This is a genomic window from Azospirillum sp. TSH64, assembly GCF_003116035.1.
Lineage (GTDB): Bacteria > Pseudomonadota > Alphaproteobacteria > Azospirillales > Azospirillaceae > Azospirillum.
This window is the reverse complement of record NZ_LGQW01000015.1, coordinates 5,163,555-5,180,342: the sequence shown is the minus strand read 5'-3', so window position 1 is coordinate 5,180,342 and position 16,788 is coordinate 5,163,555. Positions and strand designations below refer to the sequence as shown.

Here is a 16,788-nt window from a genome sequence, read left to right as displayed (position 1 = left end):
ATCTCCTGAAACGTCGATACTGATACAGTTTCTCTGCTCAAAAGATGCACAGACGATCCTCGATTGTGCCGATCCCCAACAGGGAACCAACACCCCAAGGCCGCAACGGCTACCAACTGCCGCCGCCTGCGCATCCCTTCTCGACTTCACGATCTACAATGTCCAAGATCCATCCCGATCACGACAAACCATCATCCGGTGAACCGGCCTGATGCGTCGTCATTTTAAGATCGGAAGAGCGCAAACCGGTCGGCTCACGCTGGCAGGCAACTTTTCTATCTCTTTCAGCCGAAGGGGTCAAGCCCTTTTTTTCGGCTGCTCCACCGAAGCGTCGGCGAAGCAATGAGAAGAAACGCAACTGCCCCAATCCATCGGGGTCTCGTTCCTTGGCGTCTTCGCTCTCGTGAAGGACGCGGCCGGTCGAGGGCCGGGTATATACGCAGCCCTTTGCGACCCGTCCAGGACAAAATGCACCCGCATAGCGATTTTGCCTTACCCCGCCTGTGGCGGCGTAAAGCTCTGCTGTCGGCCGGCAAATGGCCGCCTTCCGATGCCATCGCGCTTGCGGAAGAGGCAACTGGGGGACGATACAGGGGCGCCCCTGCCCCAATCTTCCTATCCGGCCATGCACGACCCCGCCCTTCTGTTCGACGTCCTGTTCCTGCTGCTGGCCGCGATTCTGGTGGTGCCGCTGTTCCAGGTTCTGCGCATTCCCGCGGTACTCGGATATCTGGTGGCCGGCGCGATGCTGGGTCCGCACACGCCGGGTCCAGTGGTCGATCTCGCGGTGCCGCAGGTGCTGTCGGAATTCGGCGTCGTCTTCCTGCTGTTCGCCATCGGGCTGGAACTGCCGGTCTCGCGCCTGCGCGCCATGAGGCATTACATCTTCGGCCTGGGGCTGATGCAGGTCGGGCTGACCAGCGCCGCCATCGGCGTCGCCGCCTGGTGGCTCGGCTTGGCGCCCGAGGCGGCGCTGATCGTCGGCGGCATGCTGGCCTTCTCCTCGACCGCAACGGTGTTGAAGCTGCTGGTGGAGCGTGGCGAGACGGTCGCCCGCTTCGGCCGCATTTCCGTGGCCGTGCTGATCTTCCAGGATCTGGCGGTGGTGCCGCTGCTGACCCTGCTGCCGCTGCTGGCCGATCCCGACGCCAGCATTCCGCTGGCCCTGGCGCTCGCCGCGGTGAAGGCGGTGGCCGCAATCCTCGGCATCATGCTGCTGGGCCGGTTCGTGGTGCGGCCGGCCTATCGCTTCATCGCCTCGGCCGGCAATCCGGAGCTGTTCACCGCCACCAACCTGTTCGTGGTGCTGGCGGTCGGCTGGCTGACGGCGGAAGCCGGCATGTCGATGGCGCTGGGCGCCTTTCTCGCCGGTATGCTGCTGGCCGACACCGCCTACCGCCATCAGGTCGAGGCGGACATCGAGCCGTTCCGCGGCCTGCTGCTCGGCCTGTTCTTCATGACCGTCGGCATGTCGCTCGATCTGCCGGCGATGGCGGTGGAGGCGCAGACCATCGCGGCGCTGACCGTCGCTTTGCTGGTCGGCAAGAGCCTGCTGCTGTTCCTGCTCTGCCGGCTGTCGGGGCTGGGGCTGGCGACCTCGCTCCGGATCGGGCTGCTGCTGTCGCAGGGCGGCGAGTTCGCCTTTGTCCTGATCGGCAAGGCGGTCGGCCTGTCGGTGCTGGACGGCCACACCGGATTGCTGCTGTCGTCTTCGGTGGCGCTCAGCATGGCGGTGACACCGGCGATCGGGGCGGTCGCCCAGCACATTGCCCAGTTGATCGAGGCACGGCTGGGCGCCGAGGCCTTCGGCATCGAAACCAGCGATCTGAAAAGCCATGTGCTGATCTGCGGCTATGGCCGTGTCGGCAAGGCGGTCGCCAAGCTGCTGACCGAGCACAACATCGCCTATGTGGCATTGGATCTGGAACCGCAGCGCATTGCCGCCGCACGCCATGATGGGCTGCCGGTCTATTACGGCGACGCCAGCCAGGGCACGGTGTTGCGCGCCGCCGGGATCGAACGGGCGCGGGCCGCCGTCATTACGCTGAACCGGCCGGACGCCGCCCACCGCGCGGTGGAGGCAATCCATGCCACGGCCCCCACTCTGCCGATCATCGCCCGTGCCCACGATCTGGGCCAGAGTGCTGCACTGGCGGGTGCGGGAGCCAGCGCCATCGTACCGGAAACCATGGAGGCCAGCCTGCAACTGGCCGGCCTGGTGCTGCGGAGCGCCGGGGTCGAGGCCGCGGCGGTGGACCTCAGCCTGAAGGCCCACCGCGACGGCAATTACCGGACTCTCGCCGATCAGCAGTCGGCAAGCTGAGCGACGTTATCGGGCGAACACCCGCGCCCGGTCGATGTGGATCGCGCAGCGGTCGCCGGCGGCGATGCCGAGCGTGGCGAGGCGTTCGCGGTCCATCTCCGCCTCCAGCGACAGGCCGGCGAGGTCGATATCGATCCGGGCATCCGGCCCGACGACATGGATGCCGGAAATGCGCGCCGGACCGGCCGAGGCCGGGGTGACCCCGAGATCGTGCGGGCGGACATAGGCGACCGCCGGCCCCTGCACGCCTCCCTGGGTCGGGATCGCCAGGGCGCCGTCGCCGACACGGGCGATGCCGCCCTCCACCGTGCAGTCGAACCGGTTCACCTGACCGAGAAACTCGTAGACGAAGGCGGAGGCCGGGTGGTCGTAGACCTCAGCCGGCGTGCCGATCTGCTCGATCCGGCCCTGGTTCATCACAACGACGCGGTCGGCCAGTTCCAGCGCCTCCTCCTGGTCGTGGGTGACGAAGACGGAGGTGATGTGGATGTCGTCATGCAGCTTGCGCAGCCAGCGCCGCAGCTCCTTGCGGACCTTGGCGTCGAGGGCGCCGAAGGGTTCGTCGAGCAGCAACACCTTCGGCTCGATGGCCAGGGCGCGGGCCAGCGCCACGCGCTGCCGCTGGCCACCTGACAGCTGCGCCGGATAACGCCCGGCGAAGGGCGACAACTGCACCAGTTCCAGCAGCTCGGTCACCCGCCGCTTGATTTCGGCGGAGCCGGGGCGCTCGCCGCGCGGCCGCACCTTGAGGCCGAAGGCGACGTTGTCGAACACCGTCATGTGACGGAACAGGGCGTAATGCTGGAAGACGAAGCCGACCTGCCGGTCGCGCGGCTTCAGCCCCAGCGCCTCCTCTCCGTTCAGCAGCAGACCGCCACCGTCGGGGCTTTCCAGCCCGGCCATGATGCGCAGCAGCGTGGTCTTGCCCGAGCCGGAGGGGCCGAGCAGGGCCAGAAGCTCCCCCGACTTCACCTCCAGATCGACGGAATCGAGGGCGGTGAAGTCGTTGAAGCGCTTGGTGATGCCTGAAACCTGGATCGCCATTGGTCCCGTTTTCCTCTCCAGAGCCCGGCGATCAGTGCCGGGACGCCGCCAGCTCGTCCCCGAAGCGCCACTCCAGCGCGGTCTTCACGACCAGCGTGACCAGGGCCAGCATGGCCAGGAGCGAGGCGACCGCGAAGGCGGCGACGAAATTGTATTCGTTATAGAGAATCTCGACATGCAGCGGCATCGTGTTGGTCTCGCCGCGGACATGGCCGGAGACGACCGACACGGCGCCGAACTCGCCCATCGCGCGGGCGTTGCACAGCAGCACACCGTAGAGCAGGCCCCATTTGATGTTGGGAATCGTCACCCGCCAGAAGGTCTGCCAGCCGGACGCGCCCAGCACCAGCGCCGCCTCCTCCTCGTCGGAGCCCTGTTCCTGCATCAGCGGGATCAGTTCGCGCGCCACGAAGGGGAAGGTGACGAAGATGGTGGCGAGCACCAGTCCAGGCACGGCGAAGATGATCTGAACGCCCATGTCGCGCAGGTAGGAGCCGAAAAACCCGTTCATGCCGAACAGCAGGACGTAGATCAGCCCGGATATCACCGGCGACACCGAGAAAGGCAGGTCGATCAGCGTGATCAGCAGATTCTTGCCGCGGAAGTCGAACTTCGCGACGCACCAGGAGGCGACAACGCCGAACAGCAGGTTGGCCGGCACCGAAACGGCGGCGACGATCAGCGTCAGCTTGATCGCGGCAACCGCATCCGGTTCGGTCAGTGCCAGCCAATAAGCACCGAAGCCGCGGCGCAGGGCCTCGGCGAACACCGCCACCAGGGGAAGCAGCAGGAACAGCGCCAGGAACAGCAGGGCTCCGACGATCAGGAGCGCCCGGACCCAGGTGGGTTCGGTCAGCGCGGATCGCCCCGGCGGCACCGGGATGGATACCGGGGCGGTTATGCTGGTGTCAGCGGGCATGGCGCGACCTCATCCACTGCTGAAGGAGGTTGAGGATCAGGAGCATGACGAAGGACACCCCCAGCATCGCCGTACCGACCGCGGCGGCGCCGGCGTAGTCGTACTGCTCCAGCTTGATGACGATCAGCAGCGGCAGGATCTCCGTCAGGCCCGGCATGTTGCCGGCGATGAAGATGACCGAGCCGTATTCACCGACCCCACGGGCGAAGGACAGGGCGAAGCCGGTGACCAGCGCCGGCAGGATGGCCGGCAGGATGACGCTGCGGAAGGTTTGGAATCGCGAGGCGCCCAGCGAGGCCGCGGCCTCCTCCTCCTCCGCCGGCAGATCCTGCAGGATCGGCTGCACCGTGCGGACGACGAAGGGAAGACCGATGAAGGTCAGCGCGATGGCGATGCCGAGCGGCGTGAAGGCGACCTTCATGCCGAACAGCTCGTTCAGCGGCTTCCCCAGCCAGCCGTTCGGGGCATAGAGCGCACTCAGCGCGATGCCGGCCACCGCCGTCGGCAGGGCGAAAGGCAGATCGACCAGCGCATCCACCAGCCGCTTGCCGGGGAAGTCGTAGCGGACCAGCACCCACGCGACGAGGAAGCCGAAGATCGCGTTGGTCAGCGCCGCGGCGAAGGACAGCCCGAAGCTGACCTCGAAGGCGGCGAGAACCCGGGGCGTCGTCACCGCCGACCAGAACCCGCTCCAGCCGAGCCCGCTGGACCTGAAGATCAGGGCGGCCAGCGGGACCAGCACGATGAAGCCGAGATAGCTGAGCGTGAAGCCCAGCGTCAGCCCGAAACCGGGGAGAACGCTGGGCTTCCGGAAGAGAGGAACGGGGGCGCGGACCGTCACCGCACCCCCCTTTCCTGCCAGAGCGCCGTCGCTGTCGGCAGCGGCGACCATAGGTCAACGCCCCTTCTGGAAGATCTGGTCGAAGACACCACCGTCCGAGAAATGCTTCTCCTGTGCGGCACGCCAGCCCCCGAATTGGTCGATGGTGACCAGCTTAACATCGGCGAAGCGTCCCGCATACTGGCTCGCCAGTTCCGGGAGACGGGGACGGTAGAAGTTCTTGGCGGCGATCTCCTGCCCTTCGCGGGTATAGAGGAACTGGAGATAAGCCTCCGCCACCTTGCGGGTTCCCTTGCGGTCGACGACCTTGTCGACGACGGCGACCGGCGGCTCGGCCAGGATCGACAGGCTGGGAACCACGATCTCGAACTTGTCGGCGCCGAATTCCTGCAGGGACAGGTAGGCCTCGTTCTCCCAGGCCAGCAACACGTCGCCGATCTCGCGCTGGGTGAAGGTCACGGTGGCGCCGCGGGCGCCGCTGTCCAGCACGGGAACGTTCTTCAGCAACTGCGCCACGAATTCCTTGGCCTTGCCCTCGTCACCGCCATTCGCCTGGAGGGCGTAGGCCCAGGCGGCCAGATAGTTCCAGCGCGCGCCGCCCGACGTCTTCGGGTTCGGGGTGATGACCTGGACGCCCGGCTTCACCAGATCGTTCCAGTCCTTGATCCCCTTCGGATTGCCCTTCTTCACCAGGAAGACGATGGTCGAGGTGTAGGGGGAGCTGTTGTTCGGCAGGCGGCTCTGCCAGTCCTTCGGCAGCAGCCCGGTATCGGCGATGGCGTCGATGTCGTAGCCCAGCGCCAGGGTCACGATGTCGGCATCCAGCCCGTCGATCACCGAGCGCGCCTGCTTGCCGGAGCCGCCGTGCGACTGGCGCACGGTCAGGGCACGGCCGGTTTCGGCTTCCCACTTCTTGGCAAACGCCTTGTTGAACTCAACATAGAATTCCCGGGTGGGATCGTAGGACACGTTCAGCAGCGTGTCCTTGGAATCGGCGGCGGCCACACCCAGCCAGGCCATGGTCAGACCGGCGGCGAGAAGAGTCAGGCGGCGAAGCGACATGACAGGGGGTCTCCTTCGGTGGCTCCTGAATTGCACGGGAATTTTTCGTGGTACCCGCGGCAACTTTTCTATTTCTTGTGTAGAGTTTGCCGATGGCTGACGCGCTTGGGAAGTGGTTTTTTCGCCGATTCCCGCGGGAAATCCGCGAGACGCAATCAACCCATTGGCGGTAAAGCAAAAAACGCTTTCGGAAAATCCGTACCGCCTCTTGGCGCCAAGCCCGCGCCGTATCGGGGCAGATGGGGGGGGGGCATGACCGGAAGCGGCAACTTTACCGGCCTTGCCTTGTTGATTACCGACAGATCGACACTGTCAGGAGCAAACGCAATGGCTGGCCCTTCCCGGAATGTGGGCACCGAACTCCCGAAGGCCGGCACCTCGCGGGGCATGGGACGCCCCGCCATGTGGACCATTCTTGGCATCCTCGCGGCTCTCTCCCTGCTGCTGCTGTTCTTCCCAACTTGGTAACGGCAGCCGGGTGCCACGTGCCGTTCCCGATCCGGGGCGGCATGTGGCGACCGGCCTGGCAACCGACATGGCGACCGTGCCGCGGAGCGAGTGCATTGACAGCTGTCGGCATCGCACCTATCGGTGGAAACGGATGCCGGCACAACCCCGCCCCGTCGAGGCGCCGCCGGTGGCCGCTGCGCCAGCCGGGACTTTTCCAACGATGCAAGCCTCCGATTTACATGGCACGGAACTGACCGACCTGATTGCCCGCCTGTGCGGTCCGGCCGGAACCGGCGAGGCGTTGAAGGCGATCTCCGACAGCTGCGAGTCCGCCAGGGCCGCAGGGTTGGGGCAGGATGCGACGGCAATGGAAAGGCTGGACAGTGCGACCGCCGGCCTGGATCCCATCCTGCGCGAATCGGCACTGGCCTCTGTCTCCGGCGATCTGCACCGTTACCTGCATATTCTACAGATGCTGGACACTGTGCTGGATCTGGCATCGCTGGACGGCATCAACCAGATCTTCTGGTCGATGCAGCGCCAGCTGTTCCTGATGCGGATGGATTTGGGCTCGGTGCCCGATTTCGTCGCCGGACACCTCTTTCCCTTCTACGAACGGCTCCTGCGGCAGGTTGCGGTGCGGCTGGAGCTGGTTCCGGTCGGACGGCCGGCGGGCATGCCCGATACCGGACGGGTGGTCATCGTGACCAGCCAGTTCCTGTCCGCCGAACACCAGCCATCGCGCGACCTGCTGCTGCTGGCGGTGCGGCTGCAACGTGACCTGGGCCGGACGGTGCTGGTGCTCAACACCAACATGATGCCGGACCGCTATTACAGTGCCTTCGTCCCGCCCTTCGCCGCAGCGGTCGAAGACAGGCTGTCGGGAGAGCAGACGATCCGCTGCGGCGGCGAGCGGATCCGCATGCTGTCTTCTACCGTTCCGGGCGTCACAGCCGACAAGCTGTCCGGCTTCCTGTCGGCGGTGGAAAGCTTCGACCCCGATCTGGTGATCGCGTTCGGCGGTTCGGTGATGGTCGCCGACCTGCTGGGAAGCGCGTATCCGGTCATGTGCGTCCCGACCACCAGCGGGCAGACCATGTCGCTCGCCGACATCGTGCTGGATTTCGGCGGCCATGCGCGACCGCCGGAAGGCGGAAGGCTGGCAAAATCCTGGCGCCCAGCCCGCTTCGGCCTGTCGCTGCGCCACACCGGGGAGACGGCGGCACGGGCGGAGTTCGCCTTGCAGGAGGGCGATTTCGTCTGCGTCGTCGTCGGCAACCGCCTGGATGCGGAGACGGGCGGCGGGTTCCTCGATCTGCTGGGCCGGATCCTGGATGCGATCCCGCAAGCGCTGGTGCTGTTCGCCGGCGGGGTGGAAAGCCTGCCCGGACGGCTTGCAACCGACCGCCACGCCGGACGGCTGCACAGCCTGGGCCATGTCGACCGCATGGAAGCGCTGATGTCGGTCTGCGACCTGTTCGTGAACCCGCGCCGTGCCGGTGGGGGGGCGGGAGCGGCCCAGGCGATGGCCGGCGGTGTGCCGGTGCTGTCCTTCGAGGTCGGTGACGTCGCCAGCGTGGCCGGACCGTCCTTCGTGGTCGCCGACGACAACGCTTTCGTCGCCCGCGCCGTCGCCCTGGCGGGCGATCCGGCGCTGCTGGCCGAGACGCGGCAGGAAGCCCGTACCCGCATTGAGGTGGTCGAGCGGGAGGGCGCCGACTTCGCGCAGCTTTCCGCCTATATGGCCGAGGCGGTCAGCCTGTTCGATAAGCGGAGATAGCGGCATGCGCTTCCTGCTGTGCGGACAGGGCACCTCGGAAATTCTGTGGTCGATCCAGGCGGCTCTGGTCGATCTGGGTCATGAGTCGGTGCTGGCGCTGCCCGACATCTCACAGGATGTGATCGACCGCCGCATCGATGCCCTGTTCGTGCTGAATTTGTTCGAGATCCCCAGGCCGACCGTGGAGATGCTGCGTGGCTACATCGCGCAGTTCGGCACTGCGCCGGCCATCGTGCATGTGTGCCTGAAACACCCGCTGGAGGAGATCGGCGCCGTCAATGCCGAACAGATCCGCGATGCCGACCGTTGGATGGCCGAGAACGGCATTTCCATGTGGTGCATGTGCCGGGGATCGGCCGAGCAAGCCGTCCGGCTTGGGCTGAGCCGGGTCTTCCACGAGCCCCTGGGCGTCCATCGCTGGATTTGCACCGCCCCGGCAGCGGACGGGTCGGTCGATCTGTACAAGCGTTGGATGGCGCCGGACACGCCTGGACTGCACCGTCACCCCTATGCGGCGATGAAGGGACAGTCCGATGCCGATTCGGAATCGTCGGTGCGGGACCGCGTCCTCTATCTGGGACAGGGCTGGCCGGAGCATCTGGAAGCCGGGCGTGAGCCAGTGGCAGCGTCGATCCAACGCGATGCGGAAGCGGTGGCGGCGGCGATGACGGAACAGCCGGCACTCCATCGGGTGCAGGCCATGGACGGTTGCGGGCTGGCCGACCGCTCGGCGGACCCGGCCTGGACACTGGACTTCAACCGCGCCTTCACCATCGCCTTCGCGGTGGAGAACCGCCGCCGCTTCGCCACCGCCCTGCGCCGCGGCCTGGGCGAGGGGTTCTCGCTGTGGGGCAATGGATGGGAGCGGTTCGGCCTCAAGGCAGGTCCAGTCTCGCCGGCACCGCGCAACGCCTATCCCGACGCGGCGGCCTGCCTGGATTTCGGCAGCCTCGCCTTCGACACGGCGATTTTTCCCAGAACGCTGGAGATCGTCAAACGCAACGGGCTGCTGGTCAGCTGGCGCCATGCCGACACCGACCGGCTTTTCGGGCCGAATGAGGACGGGTTGACCTTCGCGGGCGAGGACGACGCCGTCAGCCTTCTCTCGGCTCTGTCCGGGGACGCCGACCGCCGCGCAAGGTTGCGGTCGGCGCATCTGGAGCATTGCTTCGACGCCCTGGCGCTGACCGCCATCCTGCCGCGGGTCATCGGGCACGCCTGTCGCTGAAGGGGGTTATTCCCGCTTTCGCCGCTGTGCCTTGCGGACGATCGCCTCGATGCAGTCGAGCACGCGGGACGCGTTCGCCAGCCGGCTTTCGGCATCCGGCGCCTCCAGCGCTGCCGACAGGCGGTCGTCCTGCGCCCGCAGGACGCCCTTCGAGCGCTTCGCAAGCGTCGCCGCCCTGGCCGCGGCCCGCTCGCCCCGCAGGGTGACCGCCACGCCTGCCGGGCCGCAGCCGAGCGAGGCGATGCCCAGTGTCCGGCAGCGGCAGCGCAGCCCGGCGATGGCCAGCAGCCGCTCCACCGGGTCCGGCAGCGGGCCGAAGCGATCCTCCATCTCCTCGCGCAGGGCGTCCAGTTCGCCCGCCTCGCGGGTGCGGGCGATGCGGCGGTGCAGGCCGATGCGCAGCTCCTCCTCCGGGATGTAGGCCGACGGGATGCAGTGCGGCACAGCGACCGTCACCTCCGGATCCCAGCGCGCATCGGGCTGGCGGCGCAGTGCCCGCAGGGCGTCGGCCAGGATGCGCTGGTAGAGTTCGGTCCCCACCGCACGCAGATGGCCGCTCTGATCCTCGCCCAGCAGGTCACCGGCTCCGCGCTGGTCGAGGTCGAGCATGCTCAGCACGAAGCCGCCGCCCAGGCTTTCGATCACTTCCAACGAGCCGAGCCGGCGCGCCGCCCGCTCCTCCAGCGGGTGGTCGGGGTCGGTCAGCAGATAGGCATAGCCCTGCACCGCCCCGCGCCCGACCCGGCCGCGCAGCTGGTGCAGTTGGCCCAGCCCGAACAGGTCGGGGCGGAACAGCAGCAGCGTGTTGGCACGCGGGATGTCGATGCCGGATTCGATGATCGGCGTCGCCAGCAGGATGTCGCTCTCGCCGTCGACGAAGCCCATCACCGCATCGTCCAGCGCCGCCGCCCCCAGCCGGCCATGCGCCACGGCGATGCGGGCCGATGGGACGAGCCCGCGGATCCACGCCTCCAGCTCGCCGAGGTCGGCGATGCGCGGGGTGACGCAGAAGACCTGTCCGCCGCGTCCCAGCTCACGCAGCAGGGCGGCACGGGCGGTGGTCGGGTCGCGGGGCGTGACGGCGGTCCGCACCGGCCGGCGGCGGGCCGGCGGCGTATCGATGATGCTGAGGCCGCGCAGACCCGCAAGGGCACCCTGCAAGGTGCGCGGAATCGGGGTTGCGCTGAGCGCCAAGCTGTGGACGCCCTTGATGCGCCGCTTCAACGCCTGCTTCTGCGTGGCGCCGAAGCGCTGCTCCTCATCCACCACCATCAGGCCGAGGCGCTGGAAGCGGACTTCCTTGGACAAGAGGGCATGGGTGCCGATGACGATGTCGACCGACCCGTCGGCCAGCCCGGCACGCACGCGGTCGCTCTCGGCCTTGGTCATGGCGCCGGTCAGTGGCTCCAGCCTTATGCCGAAGCCGGCGAAGCGGCGGCGGAACACCTCCAGATGCTGGCGGGCGAGGACGGAAGTCGGCGCCATCACCGCGACCTGATGGCCGGCGAAGGCCACCGCGGCGGCAGCGCGCAACGCCACTTCGGTCTTGCCATAGCCGACGTCGGCGCAGACCAGATGGTCCATCGGCTGGCCCCGGCGCATGGCGTCGAGCACAGCCTGGATGGAGCGGCGCTGCCCCTCGGTCGGGTCGAAGCCGAACCGGGCGCCGAAGCGGCGCATGCGGTCGGCCGGCGGGTCGATGACCGGTGCCGTCTCCCGCGCGCGGCGACGGGCTTCGCGCAGGATGCCCTTGGCGGTCTCGCCGATCTCCGCCTCCAGCACGGCGCGGCGCTCCAGCCAATGGGCGTTCTTCAGGCTGTCGAGCTTTGCGCCGGTGTCGGCCGAGCCGTGGCGCCACAGCCGGTCGAAATCGGCGGTCGGCACCAGCAGCCGGTCGTCATGGGCATAGTCCAGCACCAGGAAATCGGCGGTGGACTCCTCGCCGTCGCCGGAGGCGATGGACTCCAGCCCGATCAGCCGGCCGATGCCATAGTCGAGATGCACGACGAAGTCGCCGGTCGACAGTTCGGACGGGGCCAGCGGTGGCCGGACCTGCGCCTCGCCGCCGCGCTCCTCGGCATGGCGGGGAGCGACCAGCACGGTCATGCCGTCGCAGGTGAAGCCATCGGCGGTCCGCAACGCCAGCACGGCGCAGTCCCCCGCCGCCAGCGGCGGCTCGGGCCAGCGGGCCAGCCGGGGCACCGGACGCCCCAATGCCGAAGACATCCGCTCGGCCAGCCGGTCGGCCTCGCCCGCACCGGATCGGGCGGCGAGCAGCACGGCCCGGCCCTCCCCGATCATACCCGCCGCCCGGCGCAGCAGCGTGCGCTCGGTGCGTACCACTTCCATGGCGGAACCGGCAGTGACCTCCACCGGCAGCACAGTCCGGGCGACCAGTTTTGCTTCCAGCGCGTCGGCGTCGATCAGCCGGCGCTCCAACGGCGGGACCGGCAGCAGACACGGGTCGTCGCGCCGGATCCGCCTGTCGATTCCGGCCTCGGCCAGATCGTCGGCCCGTGCCTCGATGCGGTCGCGCGCACCGGCATCGAGCACGACCAGCGCCTCCGGCAGCAGGTCCAGCAGCAACGGGCAATCGTCGTAGACATTGGGAAGCTGGAGGTCGAAGGCATAGGGCCGGCGGCCTTCCTCCAACTCCCGCCGCAGCCCCTCCGGCAGGGCGGATCCCAATCCGGCAAGACCGGCGGCCAGCCGGTCGAGCATCTCCGGCCCGACGATCAGGTCGGTGACCGGCCCCAGCGCAAGCTCGTCGATCGAGTCCACGGAGCGTTGGGACACCGGATCGTAGAGGCGCAGGTCGCGGACCACCCCGTCGGCGATGTCGCAGCGGACCGGGCGGTCGCAGTGGCCGGGGAAGACTTCCACCACCGCACCGCGGATCGCCACCTCGCCGGGCTCGTCGACCCGGTCGTCCATCACATAGCCGTTGCGGGCGAACCAGCCGCGCCAAGCGGCCTCGTCATAGGTCATGCCGCGGGTCAGGCGGAAATGCCCGCCCGCCCAGGCCTGCGGCGGCGGCAACCTCTGCAAGGCCAGATCGGCCGAGGCCACCACCAGCCGCCCACCGGCCGGCTCTCCCCCTTCGGCAAGCCGCATCAACCCGGCGGCGCGGCGGCCCAGCACGGCACGCGACGGGGCGGCACGGTCGCCGGCCGCTGTCTCGTCGATGGGCAGCAGAATGGTGTCGAGGTCGGGGAAAAGGTCGCCCACCAGCCGCGCCAGCCGGGTGGCGCGCGCGTCGCTGCGGGCAAGCAGCAGGACACCGCCGGGCCTCCGGGCGAGGGCCGCAAGCCGGACGGCCAGTTCGCCTTCGCTGCCGACGGATAAGCTGGCAGGAGACGATGCCGGGACCGGAAACGGCGCATCGGGGGCGGGTTCGGCGACGGGAAATCCGTCAAGCATGTGGGCAGGCTCCGCTCTATCGCACCGCACGGCCCCCGATGGGAGGGTCGTCGGGGCCGCGAAGGATAAACACCGCCGGGTCCCCCGCGGTTGCCTACCCTTCAGTCTAGCGGAACCTTCCCGATCAGTGGAGCACCAGCCAACCGACCAGAACCGCCAGGAAGGCGCCCGCCGTCGACCCCAGCACGGTCAGCAGCGGCGACCACCCTGCCCCGCCGGTCTTTTCCGCCGACGCGCTGTCCAGTCCGCGCAGGCTCTGGTCCATCCGCATCAGGAAAACCTCCAGCCCGCCGACACGTTCGGACAATTCGCGCAGGGACTCGGCCAGGGCTTCGGAACGCTCGCCATCGGATGTTTCCAAGCGGGCGGTGTCGGCCCGCAGCGCCGTCACCCCCTCGCCCGCATCGCGCAGCAGCCGGCCGATGGTCTGCTGGGCGGCGGCAAGCTGGCGCTGGTCGCGGCGCAGAGCGTCGATCCGCTCGCCGATGCGATTCAGATGCGGACCCAGCAGCCGGTCGAGCCGCTGGTCCTCCGGGTTCGGCTGGGCGAAGGTCGACGTCTCGCCGGTGGAGGGCGACCTAACCACCGCCACCACCCGCGACGGGTCCGCCCCCTCCGGCAGGATCACCTCCGCCTCGAAGGCATGGGAGCCGTCGCCGATGCCGCCGCCGGCCAGATCGGGCCGCGGACGGTCGGCCGCCACCCGTGCCAGCGTTTCGGGCGGACCGCCGTCCCGCTCCAGCCGCAACTCGATCTCCAGCCGGTCGGCCGGATGGTTGCCGTCCCAGGCCCAACCGAAGACACGGCCCCCCTGCAGGGCGTCGATATGACCGACGATGGCCGCCGCTTGGCGTGCGTCGAGGGGATCGGCCACAGGGGTGGAGTCGCGAAGCTCGACGATCTTGGCAGTGGCGGACATGGGACCGGTTTCCGGTTGTTCTGGACGATTGTCGGGCTTGGAAAGGTGCGCTTGCGCTTACGCCGCCTTGCGTTCCGCGGTGCGACGCAGGGTGTGGCTGGGCATGCGGTGGGGGACGTAGTTCTCGTCCAGGAACTCCCGCATGTCGCGATAGCGCTGGTAGTAGGTGCGGTTGAACTTCTCGAACAGGCTCTGGTCCCAATATTCCTCAAGGACGAAGGGCTTGTCCGAATAGACATTGTAGCAGGGGATCGCGAAGGTCTCCGCGAACTCCGCCGTGCGGCTGTCATAGCTGAAGTAAACCGACGGGGTGGCGTTCGACAGGGCCATCAGGTTGCCGTGCAGGCGGTAGCCCAGCACGAGATCCTTCGACCGCACGAGGGTCTCGTAATCGGCGACGACATCCGAATACCACAGCCGCTCGCGGTACAGCGAATCCATCTCGTCGTCGAAATACCACTGCTTCAGCCAGGCGCTGTCATGCAGGTGGGCCCAGGCTGCCGCCTTCTGCTCCTCGCTGCCCCACAGCAGCTTCTTCTCCTCGACCTCGCCCTGCATCATCAGCACGGTGTCGAAGCGGCGGGAGATGTCCTTCACGAAGTCGCGGTGGCGCTCCAGATACTTGCGCACGTCCGGAGAATAATGCTTGGAGACCTCACGGCGCATGGTGATGCCGACATTGCGCACGCTGTCGAGAGCCGGAAGGTCGATGCGCAGCTCCGGATCGCGGTTGCGGAAAGCGGTCGGGCAGCCGACGATGCGGGTGTTCTTGATGCCGAGGTCCCACAGCACTTCCGCGGTGTAGGTGCCGCGCACGCCGAGCGTCGTCGATTTGTCGGCGATCATCCGCCAGATGCGTTTGCTTTCCTCGGTCAGCGTCAGCTTGCCGGTGGCCGGCGCCTGAGCGCCGACGCCGAAGCCGATGACGGGGATGCGCAGCTTGGCCAGCACCTGGATGGTCGCCGCCGGCCAGTCCATTGAATCGTGGATGTAGTTGCTGCCGCGCAGGAAGACATAGTCGTATTCGGCGTTGATCCGGTCGACCACCTCCTGGCGGAACTCGCGAATCTCCAGCACATCCAGCTTGTCGTAGGTCAGCAGCTTCAACGAGGAGTCGAAGACGAAGGCATCGCCGATGTTGTGGTAGTGGTCGATGCTGCGCTGAATGTCCTGATAACTGTACCAACGCACGCAGTCGTGATCATAGACTTCGCCCGACGGAATCATGACGAGAATGTTAGCCACAGCGGATCTCCCCGGGTTTGGCGTCAATAGGGATGGATAGCACCCGGACTAATGCCGGGATAATTCAAATTGGCGCACAGACCTTTTCTGGAAGGCCTCGTGACTTTCATTCCAATACTAGCAATTTATTCAGAGGATATCGGAGAGAATTATTCCATACTTCCGAAAATATCACAGCACATCTCGTTTTTCTCAAGACCGCTGGGCCACTGCCCGTTCCGGCATGGAGGGTGCGGCACCGCCGGCGGCGAGCAGGGCGTCGAACACCTCCGAATGCTGGCGGGCGCACTCGGCGCGGTCGATGGGCCGGCGGATACGCAGGCGCAGGCGGTCCCACAGGTCGGGCGTGGTCAGCGCCTCCGTCATGCGGTCCACCAGATCCTCGACACTGCCGTTGCGGAAATGCAGGCCGTCGACGCCGTGGGTCACCTTTTCCGCCATGCCACCGATGTTGCTGGCGATGATCGGGCGGCCATGCAGGAAGGCCTCCTGAATGACGACGGGGGAATTCTCCCACCAGATCGACGGAATGATCATCCAGTCGACGTCCTTCATCAGGCCCGGCAGTTCAGCCGAGCGATAGCTGCCGTAGAAGCGCACCCGGTCGCCGGCCTTCTCCACCGCGTCGTTGAAGCGCTTCTGATAGGCCTCCGGCTGGCGCTCCAGATTGCCGCCGAAGATCATCAGCGCGCCGTCCTCGCCCCAGGCCTTGTCGGAGAGGCGCGACACCGCCTCCACCAGCAGGTGCGCACCCTTGAACTCGGTCAGCTGGCCGAAGAAGGCGAAGCGGTTGCGCTTGCCGCCGCGGTTGACCGGGCGCGGCGGGGCGATGCCCTCGATGGTCAGGCCGTTCTCGATCATGCGGAACTTCTCGCGCGGCAGCCCCCAGTCGACATAGCGGTCGATCAGGAAGTTCGACGGGCTGATGTAGAAGTCCGCCTGTTCCAGGAAGGTCTTCAAGAACAGCTCGCGCTTGAAGAACTCCGCCTCGCCGATGTGCGGGAAGCAGCCGGCGCAGTCGGCCGGGCTGGAGCGGTAGCACAGCGCGTTGCGGCTGGTTTTCACCATCTGTCCGTGGTGATGGCAGATCGACAGGTATTCATGCAGCGTCACCACGATGGGAACGCGCGGCAGGGCCTGGCGCACCGCCTGGATCGTCTCGATTCCCAGCCCCAGGAAATGGTGGAAGTTCACCACGTCCGGCTGCAGGTCGCGGACATAGCGGACGAAGTCCTTCTCCAGCCCCGGCAGGTTGCGGTTGGACAGGCGGAAATGGTCGTAGTCGTTGGCGTAGTACAGCACCTCCCGCTCCTTCTGGCGAAGCGCCATCAGGGCGGAGCCGCGGTGCTGGGCGATGGGCGGTGCCACGCGGGCCAGATAATGGCTTTCCCAGCCCGGCAGGTCGTGCAGGCCGTTGTGCAGGTTGTAGGAGGCTACCTCACCCCCGCCCAGCGAGAAGGAGGGGTGCCCATGGCTGATGATCAGCGCGCGCTTGGTCTTGCTCATCGGGTGACCGTCTGTCCTAAGCGGAGGGGGTGAAAACCGGGTGGAGGCGAA

General features: G+C 67.4%; 13 protein-coding genes. 5 read left to right on the top strand and 8 right to left on the bottom strand.

Annotated elements, in window-relative coordinates; genetic code table 11:
- Positions 1 to 202, top strand: a 202-nt coding sequence (locus TSH64_RS36120) for a hypothetical protein (protein WP_211099167.1), incomplete at its 5' end; no start/stop codon positions are given.
- 423 nt (positions 203 to 625) lie between these two features.
- Positions 626 to 2,323 carry a monovalent cation:proton antiporter-2 (CPA2) family protein gene (locus TSH64_RS24785; RefSeq protein ID WP_109449114.1) on the top strand — a complete coding sequence of 566 codons (1,698 nt, stop codon included), beginning with the start codon at positions 626 to 628 and terminating at the stop codon, positions 2,321 to 2,323.
- Positions 2,324 to 2,329: 6 nt separating this feature from the next.
- On the opposite strand, the gene TSH64_RS24780 is transcribed toward TSH64_RS24785, so the two are convergent.
- The 4 genes from TSH64_RS24780 to TSH64_RS24765 are packed head-to-tail and all read right to left on the bottom strand — an operon-like array spanning position 2,330 to position 6,189.
- Positions 2,330 to 3,367 carry a sulfate ABC transporter ATP-binding protein gene (locus tag TSH64_RS24780; RefSeq protein ID WP_098737749.1) on the bottom strand — a complete coding sequence of 346 codons (1,038 nt, stop codon included), beginning with the start codon at positions 3,365 to 3,367 and terminating at the stop codon, positions 2,330 to 2,332.
- A 31-nt stretch (positions 3,368 to 3,398) separates the two neighbouring features.
- Complete coding sequence (gene cysW, locus TSH64_RS24775) at positions 3,399 to 4,286, bottom strand: sulfate ABC transporter permease subunit CysW (protein WP_109449112.1); 888 nt, start codon at positions 4,284 to 4,286, stop codon at positions 3,399 to 3,401.
- Positions 4,276 to 5,178 (bottom strand): sulfate ABC transporter permease subunit CysT, encoded by a 903-nt coding sequence (cysT, locus tag TSH64_RS24770; protein WP_109449110.1) that lies wholly within the window; start codon positions 5,176 to 5,178, stop codon positions 4,276 to 4,278. The genes cysW and cysT overlap by 11 nt, the downstream gene beginning before the upstream one ends.
- A gap of 3 nt (positions 5,179 to 5,181) precedes the next feature.
- Positions 5,182 to 6,189 carry a sulfate ABC transporter substrate-binding protein gene (locus TSH64_RS24765; protein ID WP_109449108.1) on the bottom strand — a complete coding sequence of 336 codons (1,008 nt, stop codon included), beginning with the start codon at positions 6,187 to 6,189 and terminating at the stop codon, positions 5,182 to 5,184.
- A 252-nt stretch (positions 6,190 to 6,441) separates the two neighbouring features.
- On the opposite strand from TSH64_RS24765, the gene TSH64_RS35415 reads away from it, so the two are divergent.
- The 3 genes from TSH64_RS35415 to TSH64_RS24755 all read left to right on the top strand — a co-directional run bounded on the left by TSH64_RS35415 (position 6,442) and on the right by TSH64_RS24755 (position 9,647).
- On the top strand, positions 6,442 to 6,657 hold the full coding sequence (locus tag TSH64_RS35415) for a hypothetical protein (protein WP_146208065.1): 216 nt from the start codon (positions 6,442 to 6,444) through the stop codon (positions 6,655 to 6,657).
- 202 nt (positions 6,658 to 6,859) lie between these two features.
- Positions 6,860 to 8,419 carry a glycosyltransferase gene (locus TSH64_RS24760; RefSeq protein ID WP_109449106.1) on the top strand — a complete coding sequence of 520 codons (1,560 nt, stop codon included), beginning with the start codon at positions 6,860 to 6,862 and terminating at the stop codon, positions 8,417 to 8,419.
- A gap of 4 nt (positions 8,420 to 8,423) precedes the next feature.
- A complete protein-coding gene (locus tag TSH64_RS24755; protein ID WP_109449104.1) occupies positions 8,424 to 9,647 on the top strand; it encodes a glycosyltransferase in 1,224 nt (407 codons plus the stop codon).
- Between the two features lie 6 nt (positions 9,648 to 9,653).
- Here TSH64_RS24755 and TSH64_RS24750 read toward each other — a convergent pair whose 3' ends face one another.
- The 4 genes from TSH64_RS24750 to TSH64_RS24735 form a co-directional block, all read right to left on the bottom strand.
- Positions 9,654 to 13,067 carry a DEAD/DEAH box helicase gene (locus TSH64_RS24750; protein ID WP_109449102.1) on the bottom strand — a complete coding sequence of 1,138 codons (3,414 nt, stop codon included), beginning with the start codon at positions 13,065 to 13,067 and terminating at the stop codon, positions 9,654 to 9,656.
- Between the two features lie 124 nt (positions 13,068 to 13,191).
- The gene (locus TSH64_RS24745; RefSeq protein ID WP_109449101.1) at positions 13,192 to 13,986 is read right to left on the bottom strand and encodes a hypothetical protein; all 795 of its coding nucleotides are present in this window, start codon (positions 13,984 to 13,986) and stop codon (positions 13,192 to 13,194) included.
- 57 nt (positions 13,987 to 14,043) lie between these two features.
- Positions 14,044 to 15,231, bottom strand: a complete 1,188-nt coding sequence (locus TSH64_RS24740; RefSeq protein WP_109449100.1) for a polysaccharide pyruvyl transferase family protein — start codon at positions 15,229 to 15,231, stop codon at positions 14,044 to 14,046.
- Between the two features lie 192 nt (positions 15,232 to 15,423).
- Complete coding sequence (locus TSH64_RS24735) at positions 15,424 to 16,737, bottom strand: glycosyltransferase family 4 protein (protein ID WP_109449099.1); 1,314 nt, start codon at positions 16,735 to 16,737, stop codon at positions 15,424 to 15,426.
- Positions 16,738 to 16,788 lie beyond the last annotated feature (51 nt).

Coding starts and splice junctions, on each gene's coding strand:
- TSH64_RS24785 (WP_109449114.1), top strand. CDS start 626: ATGCACGACCCCGCCCTTCTGTTCGACGTCCTGTTCCTGCTGCTGGCC.
- TSH64_RS24780 (WP_098737749.1), bottom strand. CDS start 3,367: ATGGCGATCCAGGTTTCAGGCATCACCAAGCGCTTCAACGACTTCACC.
- cysW (WP_109449112.1), bottom strand. CDS start 4,286: ATGCCCGCTGACACCAGCATAACCGCCCCGGTATCCATCCCGGTGCCG.
- cysT (WP_109449110.1), bottom strand. CDS start 5,178: ATGGTCGCCGCTGCCGACAGCGACGGCGCTCTGGCAGGAAAGGGGGGT.
- TSH64_RS24765 (WP_109449108.1), bottom strand. CDS start 6,189: ATGTCGCTTCGCCGCCTGACTCTTCTCGCCGCCGGTCTGACCATGGCC.
- TSH64_RS35415 (WP_146208065.1), top strand. CDS start 6,442: ATGACCGGAAGCGGCAACTTTACCGGCCTTGCCTTGTTGATTACCGAC.
- TSH64_RS24760 (WP_109449106.1), top strand. CDS start 6,860: ATGCAAGCCTCCGATTTACATGGCACGGAACTGACCGACCTGATTGCC.
- TSH64_RS24755 (WP_109449104.1), top strand. CDS start 8,424: ATGCGCTTCCTGCTGTGCGGACAGGGCACCTCGGAAATTCTGTGGTCG.
- TSH64_RS24750 (WP_109449102.1), bottom strand. CDS start 13,067: ATGCTTGACGGATTTCCCGTCGCCGAACCCGCCCCCGATGCGCCGTTT.
- TSH64_RS24745 (WP_109449101.1), bottom strand. CDS start 13,986: ATGTCCGCCACTGCCAAGATCGTCGAGCTTCGCGACTCCACCCCTGTG.
- TSH64_RS24735 (WP_109449099.1), bottom strand. CDS start 16,737: ATGAGCAAGACCAAGCGCGCGCTGATCATCAGCCATGGGCACCCCTCC.